At 34.9% G+C, this 18,272-nt stretch carries 17 protein-coding genes and 1 tRNA gene; 13 read left to right on the forward strand and 5 right to left on the reverse strand.

Annotated elements, in window-relative coordinates:
- Positions 1 to 2 precede the first annotated feature (2 nt).
- The 3 genes from gloA (at position 3) to rpmE (ending at position 1,928) form a co-directional block, all read left to right on the forward strand.
- Positions 3 to 404 carry a lactoylglutathione lyase gene (gloA, locus tag ACB088_RS02820; protein WP_003650472.1) on the forward strand — a complete coding sequence of 134 codons (402 nt, stop codon included), beginning with the start codon at positions 3 to 5 and terminating at the stop codon, positions 402 to 404.
- A 134-nt stretch (positions 405 to 538) separates the two neighbouring features.
- On the forward strand, positions 539 to 1,510 hold the full coding sequence (locus ACB088_RS02825) for a bile acid:sodium symporter family protein (protein ID WP_170834038.1): 972 nt from the start codon (positions 539 to 541) through the stop codon (positions 1,508 to 1,510).
- A gap of 193 nt (positions 1,511 to 1,703) precedes the next feature.
- Positions 1,704 to 1,928, forward strand: coding sequence for a 50S ribosomal protein L31 (gene rpmE / locus ACB088_RS02830; RefSeq protein WP_003650476.1), 225 nt, complete (start codon positions 1,704 to 1,706; stop codon positions 1,926 to 1,928).
- Between the two features lie 63 nt (positions 1,929 to 1,991).
- On the opposite strand, the gene ACB088_RS02835 is transcribed toward rpmE, so the two are convergent.
- The 3 genes from ACB088_RS02835 to epmB are packed head-to-tail and all read right to left on the reverse strand — an operon-like array spanning position 1,992 to position 6,877.
- Positions 1,992 to 4,103, reverse strand: coding sequence for an EAL domain-containing protein (locus tag ACB088_RS02835; protein WP_375037942.1), 2,112 nt, complete (start codon positions 4,101 to 4,103; stop codon positions 1,992 to 1,994).
- Positions 4,100 to 5,845 (reverse strand): GTPase, encoded by a 1,746-nt coding sequence (locus ACB088_RS02840; RefSeq protein ID WP_092706429.1) that lies wholly within the window; start codon positions 5,843 to 5,845, stop codon positions 4,100 to 4,102. The genes ACB088_RS02835 and ACB088_RS02840 overlap by 4 nt, the downstream gene beginning before the upstream one ends.
- 15 nt (positions 5,846 to 5,860) lie before the next feature.
- Complete coding sequence (gene epmB, locus ACB088_RS02845; RefSeq protein ID WP_375037943.1) at positions 5,861 to 6,877, reverse strand: EF-P beta-lysylation protein EpmB; 1,017 nt, start codon at positions 6,875 to 6,877, stop codon at positions 5,861 to 5,863.
- Between the two features lie 73 nt (positions 6,878 to 6,950).
- Between epmB and efp the strand changes: the two genes are divergently transcribed.
- The 10 genes from efp to ACB088_RS02895 all read left to right on the forward strand — a co-directional run bounded on the left by efp (position 6,951) and on the right by ACB088_RS02895 (position 16,197).
- Positions 6,951 to 7,520, forward strand: a complete 570-nt coding sequence (gene efp / locus ACB088_RS02850; RefSeq protein WP_004643557.1) for an elongation factor P — start codon at positions 6,951 to 6,953, stop codon at positions 7,518 to 7,520.
- A 164-nt stretch (positions 7,521 to 7,684) separates the two neighbouring features.
- Positions 7,685 to 9,781, forward strand: a complete 2,097-nt coding sequence (locus tag ACB088_RS02855) for a carbon starvation CstA family protein (protein ID WP_375037944.1) — start codon at positions 7,685 to 7,687, stop codon at positions 9,779 to 9,781.
- Positions 9,781 to 10,086, forward strand: coding sequence for a YbdD/YjiX family protein (locus ACB088_RS02860; protein ID WP_004643555.1), 306 nt, complete (start codon positions 9,781 to 9,783; stop codon positions 10,084 to 10,086). The genes ACB088_RS02855 and ACB088_RS02860 overlap by 1 nt, the downstream gene beginning before the upstream one ends.
- 167 nt (positions 10,087 to 10,253) lie before the next feature.
- A tRNA-Val gene (locus ACB088_RS02865) sits at positions 10,254 to 10,330 on the forward strand.
- A gap of 389 nt (positions 10,331 to 10,719) precedes the next feature.
- Positions 10,720 to 12,285 carry a hypothetical protein gene (locus ACB088_RS02870; RefSeq protein WP_375037945.1) on the forward strand — a complete coding sequence of 522 codons (1,566 nt, stop codon included), beginning with the start codon at positions 10,720 to 10,722 and terminating at the stop codon, positions 12,283 to 12,285.
- Positions 12,285 to 13,316: a DUF4435 domain-containing protein gene (locus tag ACB088_RS02875; RefSeq protein ID WP_375037946.1), complete on the forward strand. Its 1,032-nt coding sequence runs from the start codon at positions 12,285 to 12,287 to the stop codon at positions 13,314 to 13,316. The genes ACB088_RS02870 and ACB088_RS02875 overlap by 1 nt, the downstream gene beginning before the upstream one ends.
- A gap of 693 nt (positions 13,317 to 14,009) precedes the next feature.
- Positions 14,010 to 14,225, forward strand: coding sequence for a cold-shock protein (locus ACB088_RS02880; protein WP_003650532.1), 216 nt, complete (start codon positions 14,010 to 14,012; stop codon positions 14,223 to 14,225).
- A gap of 107 nt (positions 14,226 to 14,332) precedes the next feature.
- Positions 14,333 to 14,560, forward strand: coding sequence for a hypothetical protein (locus ACB088_RS02885; RefSeq protein ID WP_003650533.1), 228 nt, complete (start codon positions 14,333 to 14,335; stop codon positions 14,558 to 14,560).
- 68 nt (positions 14,561 to 14,628) lie between these two features.
- Entirely contained in the window at positions 14,629 to 14,835 is a 207-nt protein-coding gene (locus ACB088_RS02890; protein WP_004643550.1) for a hypothetical protein, read from the forward strand.
- An 807-nt stretch (positions 14,836 to 15,642) separates the two neighbouring features.
- Positions 15,643 to 16,197 carry a TetR/AcrR family transcriptional regulator gene (locus ACB088_RS02895; RefSeq protein ID WP_375037947.1) on the forward strand — a complete coding sequence of 185 codons (555 nt, stop codon included), beginning with the start codon at positions 15,643 to 15,645 and terminating at the stop codon, positions 16,195 to 16,197.
- A gap of 68 nt (positions 16,198 to 16,265) precedes the next feature.
- Here the strand turns inward: ACB088_RS02895 and ACB088_RS02900 are convergent, their stop codons facing one another.
- Together ACB088_RS02900 and ACB088_RS02905 are read right to left on the reverse strand one after the other, a co-directional pair.
- Positions 16,266 to 17,177, reverse strand: coding sequence for an ornithine cyclodeaminase family protein (locus tag ACB088_RS02900; protein ID WP_375037948.1), 912 nt, complete (start codon positions 17,175 to 17,177; stop codon positions 16,266 to 16,268).
- A 115-nt stretch (positions 17,178 to 17,292) separates the two neighbouring features.
- A complete protein-coding gene (locus ACB088_RS02905) occupies positions 17,293 to 18,261 on the reverse strand; it encodes a threo-3-hydroxy-L-aspartate ammonia-lyase (protein WP_375037949.1) in 969 nt (322 codons plus the stop codon).
- Positions 18,262 to 18,272: the final 11 nt, after the last annotated feature.

Here is an 18,272-nt window from a genome sequence, read left to right on the forward strand (position 1 = left end):
ACATGCGAATGCTTCATACAATGTTGCGAGTAGGCAATTTAGAACAATCTTTAAAGTTCTATACCGAAGTATTAGGAATGAAGTTACTTCGTAAGCGTGATTATGAAGAAGGGCGCTTTACTCTGGCATTTGTTGGTTATGGTGATGAAGAAACCAATACTGTGCTTGAACTCACTCATAACTGGGATACTTCAAGTTATGATTTAGGCAATGCGTACGGCCATATTGCCATTGGCGTTGATGATGCTTATAAAGCATGTGAAGAAATTAAAGCACGTGGTGGTAAAGTCGTGCGTGAAGCTGGCCCAATGAAAGGCGGCGTAACGGTTATTGCATTTGTTGAAGATCCAGATGGTTATAAAATCGAGTTGATTCAACAAGATGCTGATGCCAGAAATAACTAAATAAATGACTTAGGCGATTTAAGATTTAGGTCTTAAAAGTCTAGCTTTATTTTTAGAGCCCAGTATGATGAATATCCGACCGAATGGTCAATTTATCAACTGGGTTTTTTATTTATCTAAAATAATCATAGGATGTGGCTATGTTGAAGTTATTGGCACTTGATCGATTTACAATTTTGTTGGTTGGAATGGTACTACTAGCAACATTTTTTCCAGTCAGTGGTCAAGCAGCGCAATATTTCAATACACTCACCACGGTCGCGATTGCAATATTATTTTTTTTGCATGGTGCGAAGCTGTCTCGTGAGGCTGTAATTGAAGGCATTTTGCATTGGAAAATGCATTTACTTGTATTCGCATTTACTTTTTTTGTTTTTCCAGTGATTGGTTTGTTGGCTAAGCCGATTCTGTTACCTCTACTAGGTCAGCAGCTGTACTGGGGTTTTTTGTTTATGTGCTTTTTACCCTCTACGGTTCAATCTTCTATTGCATTTACATCAGTTGCAAAAGGGAATGTGGCGGGAGCGGTCTGTAGTGCATCTTTTTCAAATTTGATTGGTATGTTTATTACACCAGTGTTGGTTAGCTTTTTTATTTTAGGCCAAAGCCAACATGGGTTCGATCCGACTGCTTCAATTATACAAATTACCTTGTTGCTGTTAGTGCCATTTATTTTAGGGCAAATATTACGTCCTTATATTTTTCCTTATATGGCAAAAGTTCCAAGTATTGTTAAAGCTTTCGATCAAGGCTCAATTTTGATGGTGGTGTATGGTGCATTTAGTGGAGCAGTGGTCGCAGGGCTCTGGCATCAGGTGAGTTGGAAAACCTTACTTATTTTAACGGTTGCTTGTTCAGTTCTTTTAACCATCATTATGCTATTAGCACTTTATCTACCACGTGCTTTTGGATTTAATCGAGCAGATCAAGTTACGGTTTTCTTTTGTAGCTCAAAAAAGACACTGGCAAGTGGTGTGCCGATGGCGCAAATCTTATTTATTGGTCAACCCTTAGGCATGATTGTATTACCTATTATGATCTTTCACCAAATCCAATTAATGGTTTGTGGGGTAATTGCAAATTACTGGGCTAAATCTAAAGATTAATTCGCAAATAAAAATTATTTGACGTATAATCTTGTCCACTTGTTGTGCTTAGCTCTAACCCTAGAGGTTTCGGTGGGCCAAAAGAATGGTCTGTTGTGGTGTTGATCTGCTCATTTGAGCCTGTCCTCAACTTAGTTGAGAGTGATCAATTGCGATGACAGCTTAAGCCTTTCTAAATTAGGAGTAATCGACGATGCGCGCCGATATTCACCCAAAATATGCAACATTAGTAGCAACTTGTTCTTGCGGTAACGTAATCGAAACTCGTTCTGCTTTAGGTAAAGACACTATCTACCTTGACGTATGTTCAGCTTGCCACCCTTTCTACACTGGTAAGCAAAAGAATGTAGACACTGGTGGTCGTATCGACAAATTCAAACAACGTTTCTCTGGTATGTCTCGCTCTATCAAGCGTTAATACTGCAAAACGAAACAAAAAACGGGCTTTATGCCCGTTTTTTGTTTGTGGACGACAAGACCATTATTGGTCTTGTACGTCTGTTAATCGATCAAGTTTTTTCTGGAAATAACGCCCCTGTAAGAAACGTGCTTCCACATTCCAAGCATTAGCAAATAAGTTCATATCATCAAGATCGGCAAGCAAAATCCCTACTGGTTTTACAGTCAAATAGTTCAGAACCTTTTCTTGTAATTGCGCTAAACCAGCGTCTGAGTTTAATAGCTCTGTCTTCTTCGATTGCAATTTTAAATATTGAACCTCAAGTTGTTGCAATATCGATTCACTATAAATAGAAGATGTGAAATCCCGAATTGAAATTTCTGCGCCGTGTTGGTGTAAGCGAGCTATGTGTTGCTGCACAATTGCAAGATGTGGCTGAATCGCTTGTTCTGAAAATTGTAAAACCAATGGGCTTTCTTGCTTACTACCAATAATGGTGAGTAATTTCGAGATCAGTTCAGGGAATGATTTATCTTTGAGTAAGATATCAATATTCAAGTTAATAATCAGTTTAGCTTTCGGGTACTGCGTAATAAAATTATGTAGCTGCTTGCTAGCCTCAACCAAGATCCAACGGTCTAATTGAATAGAAAGTTCGCTATCATCTCTTAATGCGGCTAAATCGTTTAAGTCGTGCCACTGTTCATCTGCAATAAAACCGCTAGTCACTTCATAGTTATGGGTTTCTTGATCATGCTTATCATAAATCTGCTGATATTTTAAATGGATTTCACCCCGTGCTAACTGTTGCTTTAATTGTTGCAATAAAGAAGATTGCACAGGAGCATCAACATTTTGAAGGCTTAGATCAAGTGTGATAGAAGAACTAGTAGGCTCAGGAGATATAATATCGATAGTTGGCACTAACTCAATTTCTGACTTCACCTTAGGTAGCTCTTGCTGACTGGTTTGATCGAGTAGCTTTGCAAAACCTGCTTCATCTAAAGGTTCAGTAATTTGCGCATAACTCAGCTTAAACTGGATCGAGTAGTTAAGCTCATTAATCGGTAATAAATGTTCTTTTTGCAAACTTTGCAGACTAGCCAATTGGGAGTTAAGGACTGTACTGTTTTCGGCTTGCAAAACGCCAAGATATGCCCCAAGTTCAAGATTGAAAATCGGCATTTGTGCTTGTTCTTTCAGAAAACTTTGCAGCTGATTAAAATATTGTCCAGGAGTTTGCCAATCTAGTTGAAATATACGCTCTGGGCACTGACTTAATCTAAATAAAACCAACGCATTCGCTTGAGTAGGGTGGGTTGATAGCTGTCGATTAATCTGTTGCCAAGGTGTAATTAACCCATAACTCTTTTCAGAAAAGACTGTATTTGCGGGTGTTTGTAAATCCAGTTGATAGTCAATGGTTAACTGTACGGCGTCTTCTTCCTGACTAGGAATAAATTCAAGTTTTAAAGCATTATTGCCTGAAATTGCTGCATGTTGACTCTGGATTTCAAAACGCGCCTGATCAAATTGACCTAACGAAATCTTCTTAAATCTTTGTTTAAAAATATTTAAATCATTAGGTTGTAAAACATCTAATATCGGCAGGCCAATAATCTCTTCTTCTTGCTTAAAGCCAAAAAGGTTGAGGTATTCTGTATTTGCCTTAACGTGCATACCTTCTTGAAAAAGGGCAACTGCTTTATGGCTGTTATTGACCAATGTTTGTGTATGAGAGTGAATAGTCTCTAGTTCACTCGTCAGGCGTTGCTCGGTTTGCAATAAATGGCTATACGACAAGGTCCGAATAAGCGTGATATAAAAATAATCTAATGGTTCTAATGGAACTACATCATAAATACCTTTATGAATATAAGTCTGATATTGCTGAGGTTGATAGTCTTCAGGTTGCAATAATAAAACAGGTAAATGTGGCTGCTCAGATGCTTGAATAAGGGAGAGGGTTTGTTCAATTTTTAGGTCATAAGCACGACCAAAAATAATAGCATCCCAAGGAGTATTTAACTGTTTTTCAAAACTTTTTAGGTCATCAAGTAATAATGCCTGAACTTGATAATCATTCCCCAATAATAAATTTAAAATCTGGTTATAACGTAGCTGGTTGTCATCAATAATGAGTAAACGTGTTTCAGTACGTTTTAACTTTTTAGATAATAAAGAGTTTCTCACTTTAGTGCTTCCCATAAATCTTGACTGCTAGAGTTATTACCCTTTTTCATCATGAACTGATCAAGCAAACCTTGTTGCTGCTCATTCAAAAGTTCGAAATGAAATTGAATAAAACTTTGAGTAATGAGTTGTGCTTTGAGTAGATACACTTTGATTTCTTCTGTCCCCAATCGTAAATGAATTGTTTGTTGCTCTCTAAAAATTTGTGACCCCGGTAAAATCAGCGTATTTTGTATTTCTTCTAGGTTTTGTGTTTGTAGTAATAGTGCAGGATGATAATTGCGAGTATGACGCTCAGCTTGAATATGTACTGCGCAAGGGAACATCGCCTGTGACAAAATTTCTAAACCTAACTCTAGGCTTTTTTCTGTCGACTGTTTAATCCAGCGGATGACTCCACCACGCCATTGTCCATGCAAGGTTTCTTTAACTAAAATATATTCACCGGTTCTTAGATTTTTTGGTGCTTCTCCAGACCATTTAATACGATATCCATTGACGCTAATATCGAGAACAGTGGTTTGATAAATGGTTTTGCTTTCACGACTTAAGCGTTGATAGGATGACGTTTGTTGTTCTTTTTTCTCTAAATTGGATAAAACTTTAGACTCACTTTGTAAGTTGTAGTTATTGTTAAGTTGTAGCGTTTCTTCGAAGTTTTTTGCTTTCGATAGGTAAAAGTGGGCCGTGCTTAAACCAAAACAAATTTGTAGCTCTGCATTATATTCATAACGTTCATGACGACGTTGAGCCGTAGTACCTAAAATAGTTTGAACATGAAACTTTAAAGCTGGGCTTAAATAAAACTTTTCATTTTTAGAAATATATTGCGCATTTTTATGCATGGTTGCAGTGACATGCTCAAGTAAAGCCTGTGTGCCTATAAAAATGTTTGGGCTAAAGTTAGAGCTGCGTTTGGTGTTATAAACCGGCGGATGATCTTTATTTGGGTCAACCACATATTTCGTTAAGGCTGTGTCTTTCGGCAAAATATGAATCATTCTTGCCCAGTCAAAACTACATTGAAATAATGCTTGAATTTCTGACTGACGAATCTGATTCGTATTTAAAATATCGAGCAAAATCAGCTGAGCATAAGCTTGAGTAATATTTCCTAGAGGATGATGTACACCCTGAATATGGTTAATATTTACCAAATGATATTTATGCTGAACAGCAGTTTCATAGAGTTGATGCGCAATTAACCATTGCCCTTTGACCGGTTCACTATAGAGCATATGCTGCTGATATAAGAGACTGGTTAATTGTTGCAGTGCATGGAAAGTCGATAAAGTCCGTGCCGTTTGCAAATTCTTTTTTTGTTTATAGGCAAACAGTGAAAATTTTTGATGTTGTAATTGCTCATGGCTATTTTTAGCAATATTTAAATAAATACTGGCAAAATAGCAACGGAGCAACATTGCTAATTCAATAATGTGTTCATTACGGTCTGTGCTAATCACGCCTTGGTTAAAAAAGTTTTTTTCTAGGCTTGCAAGAACGTTATTAATGGTGGGATGAAGGGTTTGTATGAGATCAAAACGCAAGGTCTCACTACATTTTAATTCATTGAGCTCTAAAATAGCGGTGAATAATGCTTTTGACGTATCGCCGAGTTGCATAATAGAAAGGGTAGTGACCCATTCATTAAGATCTTTAATATTGGCTTCACAAAAGCTTAACCGTTCACGAGTGAGTGCGGTTTGATTGTGAAAAATGTCCGACAGTGCATTATTCATCATCACTTATTATATAACTCAAAATGTTGTAGCCCCAAAAAGCGGTGTTTTATTCTTTTCGCCCGCAATTTCCCTGACGAGTTTAGGAACCAAATACCCCGGTAGGTTCGCTAACACATCACGATATATATCATCTATCTCAGATGATATTAAATCAAAATGTTGTGCACCTTTTACTTTATCTAACACATGTAAGTAATAAGGCATAACGCGAGCTTCAAATAAACGATAACTTAAATCAATTAATGTTTGTGCCGAATCATTAACACCTTTAAGCAAAACTGCCTGATTAAGTACAGTAATGTGCTGGGCAGATAACTCTAACAATTTTGAACAGGTAAAGTCATCGAGTTCAGAAGCGTGGTTTGAGTGTACCACCAGAATAATACGCAGCCTACTGTTTTTTAATAAAGAAATAAGCTCTTCGTCGATACGGTTTGGAATAACAATTGGAACTCGTGAATGAATTCTCAGAATCTTAATTTGTTTGAGAGATGATAAACGTTCTAGCCAAAGTGCTAATTTACGATTAGAAAGCGTAAGGGGGTCTCCACCACTCAAAATAATTTCATTAATGTGCGGATTCGCTTCAATATAATTTTTAATATTTGGCCAATCGTCATTTTTGGGCAAATTTTCTTGATAGGGAAAATGACGACGGAAACAATAACGGCAATGTACAGCACACGCACCCGTCAAAGTCAGTAAAAAACGTGATTGATATTTATGTAATACGCCGGGTAATTGATTTGCTGCTTCTTCGCCTAAAGGGTCAGTTACAAATTCAGGATGTTCCTCAAGTTCTAAATGATGAGGTAAAACCTGTAGTAAAAGCGGGTCAAAAGGGTTTTTAACGTTCATTTTTCCGACGAACGCGCGAGGAACCCGTAATTTAAACTGTTCAGAAGCCAGAATCGCACCTGATAATAGCTGATCGGTGGATAACTCGAGTAGGTTTAGCAACTCCAAAGGATCTGTAATAAGGTCACTCAGTTGCGATTGCCAGTTTTGCTCTTGGTATAAATAGTTTATCATTTGACACGATTAAGATAATGCAACAACGCATTATATCGCATAGTTGACTTGTTAAGTTTGGAGTGTGCCAGTCATGGCCAATTATTCTACAAATGATTTCAAGCCGGGCCTTAAGGTCATGCTTGACAGTAACCCATGTTCAATCATGGAAAATGAATACGTAAAACCAGGTAAAGGTCAAGCGTTCAACCGCGTAAAATTACGTAACCTTAGAACTGGTAAAGTTTTAGAAAAAACTTTTAAGTCTGGCGATACTGTAGAAGCGGCTGACATCGTAGAAGTAGAAATGGACTACTTATACAATGATGGCGAGCTTTGGAACTTCATGGATCCTGTAACTTTTGAGCAAATCGCTGCAGACAAAACTGCAATGGGCGATGCTGCTAAATGGTTAAAAGACGATTCAAATGAAAAATGTACGATTATGTTGTTCAACGGTGTGCCTTTAACTGTAAGTGCACCGAACTTCGTAGTATTAAAAATTGTTGAAACTGATCCAGGTGTACGCGGTGATACATCTGGCGGTGGCGGTAAACCAGCTAAGCTTGAAACAGGTGCGGTTGTTCGTGTTCCGTTATTTGTTCAGCAAGAAGATAGCGTTCGTGTAGATACTCGTACTGGCGATTATTTAGAGCGTGCATAATAGTTAAAAAATAAACTATTATCGAAGGGATGATGTAAATCATCCCTTTTTTTATGCGAAAGTATAAGAGGAAAAAAATTAAAGGAGGAGTACAGTCACAAGGATTTGATAGAACAGTACATAACAATATAAAAATGCTGTAGTTATTTATTGAGAGGTTAAGAATGGACACAATGCAAGCGAAATCTACGCTTCCCTCCAAGCTGGTCTGGAGCCTAGTGGCAATTATAGGTGCAATTTCTTTTGGGATGCTGGCACTCAGTCGTGGTGAACATGTCAATGCGGTTTGGCTTGTACTTGCTGCAGCATGTGTATATAGCATCGCATATCGATTTTATAGTCTATTTATTGCAACTAAAGTATTTGAATTAAACCCAAGACGTTTAACCCCAGCACATCGTTTAGCCGATGGTCTGGATTATGTTCCCACCAATAAATATGTACTTTTTGGTCATCACTTTGCGGCAATTGCCGGAGCGGGACCATTAGTCGGGCCAATTTTGGCTGCACAAATGGGTTTTTTACCAGGGACAATCTGGCTACTGGTCGGTGTGGTTGTCGCGGGTGCAGTACAAGACTTCTTAGTTTTATTTATTTCAACGCGTCGAGACGGTCGTTCGCTTGGTGAAATGGCAAAACAGGAACTGGGTTCTTTTGCCGGTATTGTTGTAATGCTTGGTGCGCTTGGAGTAATGATTATTATCCTTGCGGTATTGGCTTTAGTTGTGGTTAAAGCACTTGCCCATAGTCCATGGGGTGTCTTTACTATTGCAGCAACTATTCCAATTGCATTATTTATGGGCATTTACATGCGATTTATTCGCCCGGGACGTATTGCTGAAGTTTCTATTATTGGCTTCGTCTTAATGATGCTTGCCATTGTTTATGGTGGACATGTTGCAGCAGATCCATACTGGGGTGAGTTTTTCACCTTAACTGGAACACAGCTTACATGGTGCTTAATCATTTATGGATTTATTGCCTCAGTATTACCTGTCTGGTTATTGTTAGCGCCACGTGATTATCTATCAACATTCCTTAAAATTGGTGTCATTCTCGGTTTAGCAGTCGGTATTATCATTGCATTACCTGAATTAAAAATGCCAGCAGTGACTCATTTTATTGATGGTACTGGTCCTGTTTTCTCAGGTAGTTTATTTCCATTCCTATTTATTACGATTGCCTGTGGTGCTATTTCTGGTTTCCATGCACTTGTATCAAGTGGTACAACACCAAAACTCATTGATAACGAAGCTGACATTCGCGTGATTGGGTATGGCGGCATGCTCATGGAGTCTTTCGTCGGTATTATGGCGATGATCTGTGCAACTGTCCTAGACCCAGGCGTGTACTTTGCAATTAATGCACCTGCGGCTGTGCTTGGTACAACTGTAGAATCAGCGGCAGAAGCTGTTCGTAATTTAGGATTTGTTGTTACCCCTGAAATGTTAACGCTGTTGGCACAGGAAGTCGGAGAAACTTCGATTTTATCGCGTACAGGTGGTGCGCCTACCTTTGCGATTGGTATGGCACATATCATTTCGGAAATTTTCAATAGCCGTTCAATGATGGCATTCTGGTATCACTTTGCGATTTTGTTTGAAGCATTATTCATTTTAACTGCTGTAGATGCGGGTACTCGTGCTTGTCGTTTCATGGTGCAAGATACAGTGGGTATTGTGATTCCTGCGGTTAAATCTTCTGGTTCATTCGTGGGTAACTTAGTGGGTACGGCAGTTGCCGTAGGTGGATGGGGATTCTTCGTCTATCAAGGTGTGATTGATCCACTGGGTGGTGTTAACTCCTTATGGCCTTTATTTGGTGTTGGTAACCAGATGCTGGCTTCAATGGCACTCATTTTAGGTACAGTCATTTTGTTTAAAATGAAAAAAGAAAAATATGTATGGGTGACAATCATCCCAACAATTTTCTTATTCGTGACCTGTATGACTGCGGGTTGGCAAAAGATTTTCCACGAAAATCCAAAGATTGGTTTCTTAGCGCAAGCAAATAGATTTTCAGATGCAATTGCTCGTGGTGAAATTCTTAAACCAGCCAAAACTATTGCTGAGATGCAAAACATTGTGATGTCTAATCAGATTAATGCTGCGCTTTGTGGCTTCTTTATGATTGTGTCGATTGTCATGATTATTGCTTCAATTGGTATTGTGCGCCGTGCTTTAGCCAGCCCAACACCGACTGTAAATGAATCCCCAGCTGTATATGCTGATCCTGAAGTGGTCACCACGCGAGGAGAGTAATGATGAATTTTAAATTTGCAAAAAATGGAACTGTCATTATTGCGAAAATCATCAAAATGACAGTGCTCTCACAAAAAGAGCTATTGCTCTCTCCAAAGAATTGGTCGCGTATTGCAACACTGTGGCAGCGTTTGCAGCAAAGCTTTCGCTTGATGGTTGGAGTGCCAGATTATCAAACTTATCTGGAACATATGAAGCTTCATCATTCTGATTTAACACCAATGGATGCTAAAACTTTCTATCGTTATTGTGTAGATGCGCGTTATCCATCGGCTGGCGGTACTTTAAAGAAATGCCCTTGTTAAGTTGAGATTGATATTCAGTTAAACAAAACGGTATGTGGTTAAACCATGTACCGTTTTTCTTTTTTAGAAAATGAAAAAAGTTTGCTTAAAGTCTGCTCAATTGTATTTTTTTCAATTGAAAATCACTTGTTTTGCTTTTGAAAAATGAATATTATGCTTTCCATCTTAGGTGTATAGCTCAGTTGGTTAGAGCGCTACGTTGACATCGTAGAGGTCTCCAGTTCGAGTCTGGATATACCTACCAAGACATTAAGTCATATGAACTCGAATAGCTTTACATGACTTAAAAAGCCCTAAACTATAATGGTTTAGGGCTTTTTTATTGGTTTTGTATTTATAAAGTATTATGTTTTATAAATTTATAGAATGATCCTAAATCATTTAATAATGTTTCTACAGCATGATCCTTTCTCTTGTATGAAGATGAACTCTAGTAGTCAATTATCATTATTAACCTATAAATTGTATTAAAAATCTATCATTTTATTTTAAAATTTCAGTATGCTTAGTTTTTTGATTAAGAAGTGAGACTATTAATCTATTCTTAAATAATATAAAATATAAAGCAATTATATAACTGTATACGTGTCTTGAAGCTAAACTAGTTACAATTTTTAAAAATAGGATTTTCATATGGGTGATTTTATTCTTGAACAGTTTTCTATTTATGGTTTAAATGGAGAGTATAAGGTCGATTTAGATATTGTTGATAATAAAAAAATATTAGTTTCTGAAAATGGTAGTGGAAAAACAACTATTTTGGGAATATTTTATTCTTTTTTTAAGAAAAATAATAATATAGACCAATATAATTTCGAATATATTAAATTGAAAATAAGAAATGATGAAAATGATTATATTTTTCATAAAGGGCTTTTGAAGGTAATTTTCGATGAAGAATTTTTTGAGGAAATTAATTCAATAGACTTGGATGATAGAATTAAGTTGGAAAAAAATATAACTGATCTAAAAGAAAAAATTAAGAAATTTAATGATCGGGATGAAAATGTTGATACATTAATAACTTCACTTTTTATTTATTATTTTTTTGATGATGAGTTTAGTAGTAGAAAAATATTTTATGGAAAAAAAACTGAAGCGAATGATGTTTTTAGAAAAAAGATAAATCACTATGTAGCTCAGAATTTTAAAAATATATTTAATGATATTTTTTCGTATTACAGAATGAAGGACATTACAATAGATTTTAATAATCTATATTCAAATATTGATAAGGTTTATAAGATGTCTTATAAGAAAAGCAGTGAAATATATTTTCTTATAAATTGGCTTAATAAACTACATGATCTTATGAATAGTTTTGATAATAAAGAAGTTTTATATTTAACTACATATCGAGTAATCGAAAAAAATATTAGTACTTTTGAACCTGAGGAAGATGATCCTTTTGGGTTTAGTGGTATGGAAGGAGCAAAGGAGTTATTTAAAGATAGTCCTTTAATCCAATTTGGTATGGAAAAAGTAAAGAATATTTGGATGGATTTATCTAATAAAATTAGAACATCTACTACTGAAGAGTTTTTAAAACTTTCAGGTACTCTTTTAAAAAATGTTGTAGAAAATAAGAAAGTTGAAGAGAAAGATATTCAGGATCTAAGAGATAGTAAGAATTCGATATCAAAAGTTCTTTCTAGGATTGATCAAAAAACTTTCGATTATAAAGATAAAAAAAGATTAATGGATATTATTGAAAGTAAAGAAGTTAATTTAAATAAAACAAATTTGGCTTTATTTTATATATTGCAAAATATGGTATCTATATATGAAAATCAAAAGCATATAGATCAAGCTATTAATAAATATTGCAATGCAATTAACTCATTTTTTGAAAATAAAAAAGTTATATTTAATGATATTACATCTGAAATTTATGTGGAAATTACTAAAAATAAAAAAATTATAGATATAGAGGATTTGTCATCGGGGGAAAAACAAATTATTTCTCTTTTTACAAAATTGTATTTAACAAATATTGAAAATAATGATTTAAAGTATTGGATTATATATGATGAACCTGAAATTTCATTGTCAATTGAATGGCAACAGTTACTTTTGCCTCAGATTTTAAATTCTGAAAGATGTGAGTTTTTATTAAGTGCTACTCATTCTCCATTTATTTTTAAAAACGAATTAAAGAAATACACTAGTGATTTAGCATTAGAGATTTCGGAGATTTAATGATGGAGGAGAAAAAAATAAGTCGTGTTGATTATATGGATAGTATGTTAACTGATGAGTCTGTGGTATTTAGAAAGTTCATAAAATTGTATGCAAAAAATCAAGAAAAAGTTTTTTTCTTATTAGAGGGTGAGGATGATATTGATTATTATCTAACGAAAATAGAAGATTATTTTGGTCGATATAATGAAAATTGGTTAGAAATGGTATGCTCTGGTAGAAGTAATGTAATAGATTTAATTAAAGATTTAAGTCTCCATACAAAAGAAGAGTATAGAGGTTCAATTCATTTTGGAATTATTGATAAAGATTACCATGAAGTTTTAGACAATCCGTTTCCTGAAAAAATATATATAACACCATGTTATTCTATTGAAAATTTTTATATATCTGAAAGTTTTATGAGGAAAATATTAAAATTTAAATTTTCATTAGATGAATTTGATGATTTTAATAAAGATTTTTCATCTTGTTTGTCAAATTATATTTCTAGACGGAATGACTTTATTGACGTTATTTTAGAATTGGATAAATATTTAAGATGTAATAGAATTATGTATGAAAATAAATTAATTAAATCTAAGATTAATGCTCGTGACTTAAAGTTAAGTAATTTTATATCTATTGATCTTGATAAAGTAGAAGTAAAATGTACAACATTAGAATTTCTTGGTAAAACTACTGAAGATTTTGATGAAAGCTCCTTAGAGGAAGCTGGAGAATTTTATAAAAATAAGTCCCATGAATTACTAGCTTTATTGATTCGTGGAAAATTTATGTTTTATTTTATTACTTATTATTTACATAAGCTTAAACATGATAATCATATTAATAATCCAAAACTTTTTTCAGATTCTTATGCAAATTCTCAAAAAAAAGGAAGTGAAAAAATTAAGAGAAAGAAGACTAAACTATCTTTTAATTTAGAAAATCCTGATTTATTTTCTCCTCTTTCTGCTTATGCAGATTATCCAGATTGTTTGAGAATTTTTCTGAATAATAAATTAGAAATACTTGAAAAAGTTGCTTAATAATTAATTTTTGTAAAGAACTAATTAGTTTATTAATTGAAAATAAATTAATTAGTTCTTTATGCTAATTACATATTATGTTTTAACTTACAAGATTTTAGGAATTAGCACTACTTAAATTTGACTAAAGTTATTTTAATTAAAAGATTTTAATTTAATATTTCTAGATGTTAGATACATTTACTAAGACATTACACTTAATTAGTTTTATCGGCTTAGTTATAAATAGGGGCTGATGAAAACTACACAATCGCATTCCCATCTCCAAAAACTCTATAGAATCTAACCCCACCTTTATAAACCCCCTCTTAAACAAACACTTATTGATTATTTATCCTTACTTTTTAATGATCTAATTTAAAACGAATGTCATTTACTTGACTGCAAAAGGGTAGAGTACAGTCCTTTGCCTATCTGCAATGAGCAAAACCCCCTTATAAACACCTAGAATCCAGAACATCACCTTATTTTATAAATAAAATAAATATATATATTAGAAAACTTGATTAATTTTATTTTTCGTATACAATGAACATAACTAGAAAAAGTCATGTTTGGTAAATCTTCTCTAAGTACCGCAGTATTAGTCATAATCCTTCGTTTTTTTCAGATTTTCAGCTCCATTCTTTATTATTTCGATGTTACTCATAACCAATAAAATGGTTTAAATTTTTAAAAAAACTAGGATGTATTATGTCTAATTCAAATATCATGAAAGGTACTGTTAAGTGGTTTAACGAAGCTAAAGGTTTCGGTTTTATCCAACCAGAATCAGGACCAGACGTTTTTGCTCATTTTAGCGAAATCGCTAACTCAGGTTTCAGAACTCTTGCTGAAGGTCAACGTGTTGAATTCAGTGTGGCACAAGGCCAAAAAGGCCCAAATGCTGTAAATATTGTTGCTCTATAAATAATTATAAGCAGTCATAAATGAAAAGCACTAATGAGTGCTTTTCACTTTAAATTAATTTTAAAATTATTTTAAGATTATAAGTAAATTTTAATTTAGGATATAAATTGTTAAAAATAAATGATTTAATTGCAAAATCTAAAAATGGTACAGAAATTTTAGTGTCTTTAATTCCTCTAAATAGAATACAAAATACACGTGAAGGTTTTAAAACTGTTGAAGTTGGTAAAAGAGTTCTTCTTTCCTCTGGAATTGAAGTTGATTTAAATTTAGATGGTCGCACCTTTTATGCGTCTATAAATCAACTATTTAAATTAGATTATAGAGTTAGTTAAAACTCAGTTTGCTATTGGATATTTAGGCGGGTCCATTATTTCTGCCATAATTTTATTAGGATATCGTCATGCTTAAACAAAATATCAGTGTCAAAGACCAGTTTGGAATTAAATACGTCATTCAGGCAACAGTAGATAATTATTTCGCTAATACTCAATGTTTTTCTAATTTAAAATACATTACAGTTGAAGGTGAAGATATACGACCGGGTTTTGAAATGTTTTTTCAAAGTACTTTAAGTGGTAAAATTTTTAAAATTGATAAAATAAATTAATCTATCCACGCAGTATATTTAACGCAGCAGGCTAGCGTTCTTTTAAAAATAGAAAACCCTCATAGCCTTAGGGCACATTGCAAATACTCAATTAAACAATAACTTTAATAATAAAGCGCAGGTGGTGAAAACCATACTAGCGCATTTCTAGTTTCTTAAACCCCTATATCTCAAAATTACGCAACTTTATAAACCCTAATTTAACAATAACTTATTTATTATTTAACCTTACTTTTTAATGATCTAATTTAAAGCAAATGTCATTTTGTGTGCTTGACTGTAAAAGGGCTGGGTACTATCCTTTGCCTGCTGGCCACATTGCCAGTCGGCTTTGACAGGCTGAATAATAACTCCCGCATCAGAGCTTTTCCTTCTGAGGAATAGTTTTGTGTGTGGTGGACCACTCGTTCCCTCCCGTAGCGGTAGGACGGGAGAGGGACACCTTCGGGTGTGCTAGTTTGAGTTATTACTAGTCTGTCAACCTTCTTCCGTTCTGCCACCATAATTCTATTAATGTCTGGCAGAACTCCCAATAAAAAGGAGTTGGCTTTGCACATTCTTAATTTCTTGGCAGCCTTTGCCAAAAGCTATAACGACACCACTTAAATCATATCTATCAGCTTGATGACCTTTAGGGTTTTCAGGCTTTAAGTCATTACGGCTCAAAAAACTTGCATTAACAATAAAACTTGAGATGTGCCAAGCACAGTCTTTATGGCTTTGCTATGCCTTTTTTCTCCCAAAAAGGGCAGCGGCGTTTGTATCTCATTTATATACAACAAAAATTTATTTTAAAACGGTAAAACTATGCCACATTCAGATCTTCCATTTCGTGCATTAAGCGTACTACATACCTCTCGATATCTTTTTAATAAATATGGCTTTCATAACGTCGGGGTGGACCGCATTATTGAATCGTCGAAAACTCCGAAAGCAACTTTTTATAATTACTTTCATTCAAAAGAAAGGCTAATTCAAATGAGTTTAACCTTTCAAAAAGATGGTTTAAAAGAAAAAGTACTTTCAATCATTTATGTTCAAAAAGACTTAAGCTTGGTTGAAAAGCTTCGCAAAATTTATTTTTTACATGCAGATTTAGACGGACTCTATCATTTACCATTTAAAGCCATTTTTGAAATTGCGAAAACACATCCTAGGGCTTATCAGGTGGTAATTGAATATCGAAACTGGCTTATTAATGAAATCTATAATTTGCTTTTAAAAACCAATGCAAATGCTGCAAAACAAGATGCACACATGTTCCTGTTTGTGATTGATGGGGCGATGGTTCAGCTTTTAGATCCTACCAAACCAGATGAAAGAGAACGGTTGTTGGATTGTTTCTTAATCCAGTTTATTTAGTGCAAATGAAAAGAAATACCTTTTAATTTAACTGCATCAGTATAAATGATGCAGTTAAATGATAAATATTAAGAAATTTCTAAAATTTTTTGGGCGATATATAAATCTTGTATAGATAACCCTGAACTGTCATAAATTGTGATTTGTTCCTGAGATTGCCTTCCTTGAGTGTTTGCTAAAAGCACATTACCTATATTCATTAAAGTTGCAGATTCAGGCGCATGTTGGAATTCACCAATAAGTTTAGACTGTGTATTAAGATCACAAAATAAACCACTATGTGAAAATAATTCTGGGGGGAGTTCTTGTTTGCCTTTTTTATCAGAACCCATAGATGAAATATGAGTACCGGCTTTTACCCATTCTGCTTTAAAAAGAGGGGATTGAGACGAAGTTGCTGTCACAATAATATCTGCTTCTTCACAGGCTTCTTTTGCACCCTTAATTTTAAGCTTAATCCCTAATTGTTTTAGGTCTTCTGCCATTTCTTCGGCTTTACTTTGGTTACGTCCTACAATCAAAATTTGGTCCAAATTTCTAATTCTAGCTAATGCCTCACATTCATATTTAGCCTGATTTCCTGTACCAAATATGGCTAATACTTTTGAATCTTTTCTTGCCAGTAGATTGGTCGCAACAGCATTAGAGGCTGCTGTACGGAAGGCATTCACTTTGCCTGCTTCGATGGCTGCTGCCATTTTTCCATTGGCTTGATTAAATAATAAAATGAGTGCGTTATGGCGTGGTAAACCATTTTTAGGGTTATCTTCCCAAAAAGAACCGACTTTAAGACCAGCTAAGTGCTGATTAGCAGATGATTTAATACTAAAGGTATTTTTTGTATCAGACGCTTGACCATGAACCACAGGAAAACTTTTAGTGTCGGGTTGAGTTGCAGCAATTAAAGCTTCGTAAATTGCATCATAAGCGAGTTCATGATTGATGAGAGCAGAAGATTCAGACTCAGAAATAAATCTCATAGCCATCTCCAAAAGTTGATGTTTAAATTAAGACGTGAACAGTTCGAGAGACGAGTAGCTTGTAATGTCTATCCATGACGCTTTAACTGACATCATAGATAGACATCGACTTTTATTAAGCTGATAAAAACTCTACATATTTAGCAATATCGACATTCCCACCACTAATAATGATGCCTATACGTTTGCCTTTTAACTCATGTTTCAAATTACGGGCAGCAGCAAATCCAAGGCATCCTGTCGGTTCAACCACTATCTTCATTCTTTCAGCAAAGAACTTCATAGAAGTCACGAGTTCTTCGTCTGTTACAGTCAAAATGTCATCTACATTCTTTTGAATAATAGGAAAAGTGAGTTTGCCTAAATATTGAGTTTGAGCACCGTCGGCAATCGTTTGGGGGGTATCAATATGAACAATTTCTCCTTTTCTAAAGGACATTTGCCCATCATTTCCTAAGGCTGGTTCAACACCATATATTTTACAGTTAGGCGAGAGTTGACGAGCAGATAGGGCAGAACCAGCTAATAAACCCCCGCCACCTAAACATACAAAGAGGTAATCTAAGTCACCAACCTCTTCAAATAGCTCTTTTGCAGCCGTTCCTTGACCTGCAATCACATGCGGATGGTCATAGGATGGAATGAGTGTCAGACCATTTTTTTCGGCAATCTCTTTTCCAATTTGTTCCCGATCTTCCGTATAACGGTCAAATTCAACAATATTGCCGCCGTATTCTCGCGTCGCTGCCATTTTTGCAGCAGGAGCATCTTTGGGCATGATTATTGTTGCTGGAATACCAAGGATTTTTGCTGACAGTGCAATCGCTTGAGCATGATTTCCCGAAGAGAAAGCAACCACACCAGCTTGTTTTTGAGCCTCATCGAACTGTGCAAGCGCATTCATTGCACCACGAAATTTGAAAGCGCCAACACGCTGAAAATTCTCACATTTAAAGAATACTTCTGCTTCAAATTCATTGTTAACAGTACGTGAAGTTAAAACAGGGGTTTTATTTGCAAAACCTTTTATGCGTTCAGCAGCGGCTGCGACATCTTCATAAGTTGGAAGGGTTAAATTTTTCATAATTAAACCTA

It is taken from the genome of Acinetobacter sp. RW6, assembly GCF_041956835.1.
Classification (GTDB): Bacteria; Pseudomonadota; Gammaproteobacteria; order Pseudomonadales; family Moraxellaceae; genus Acinetobacter; species Acinetobacter calcoaceticus.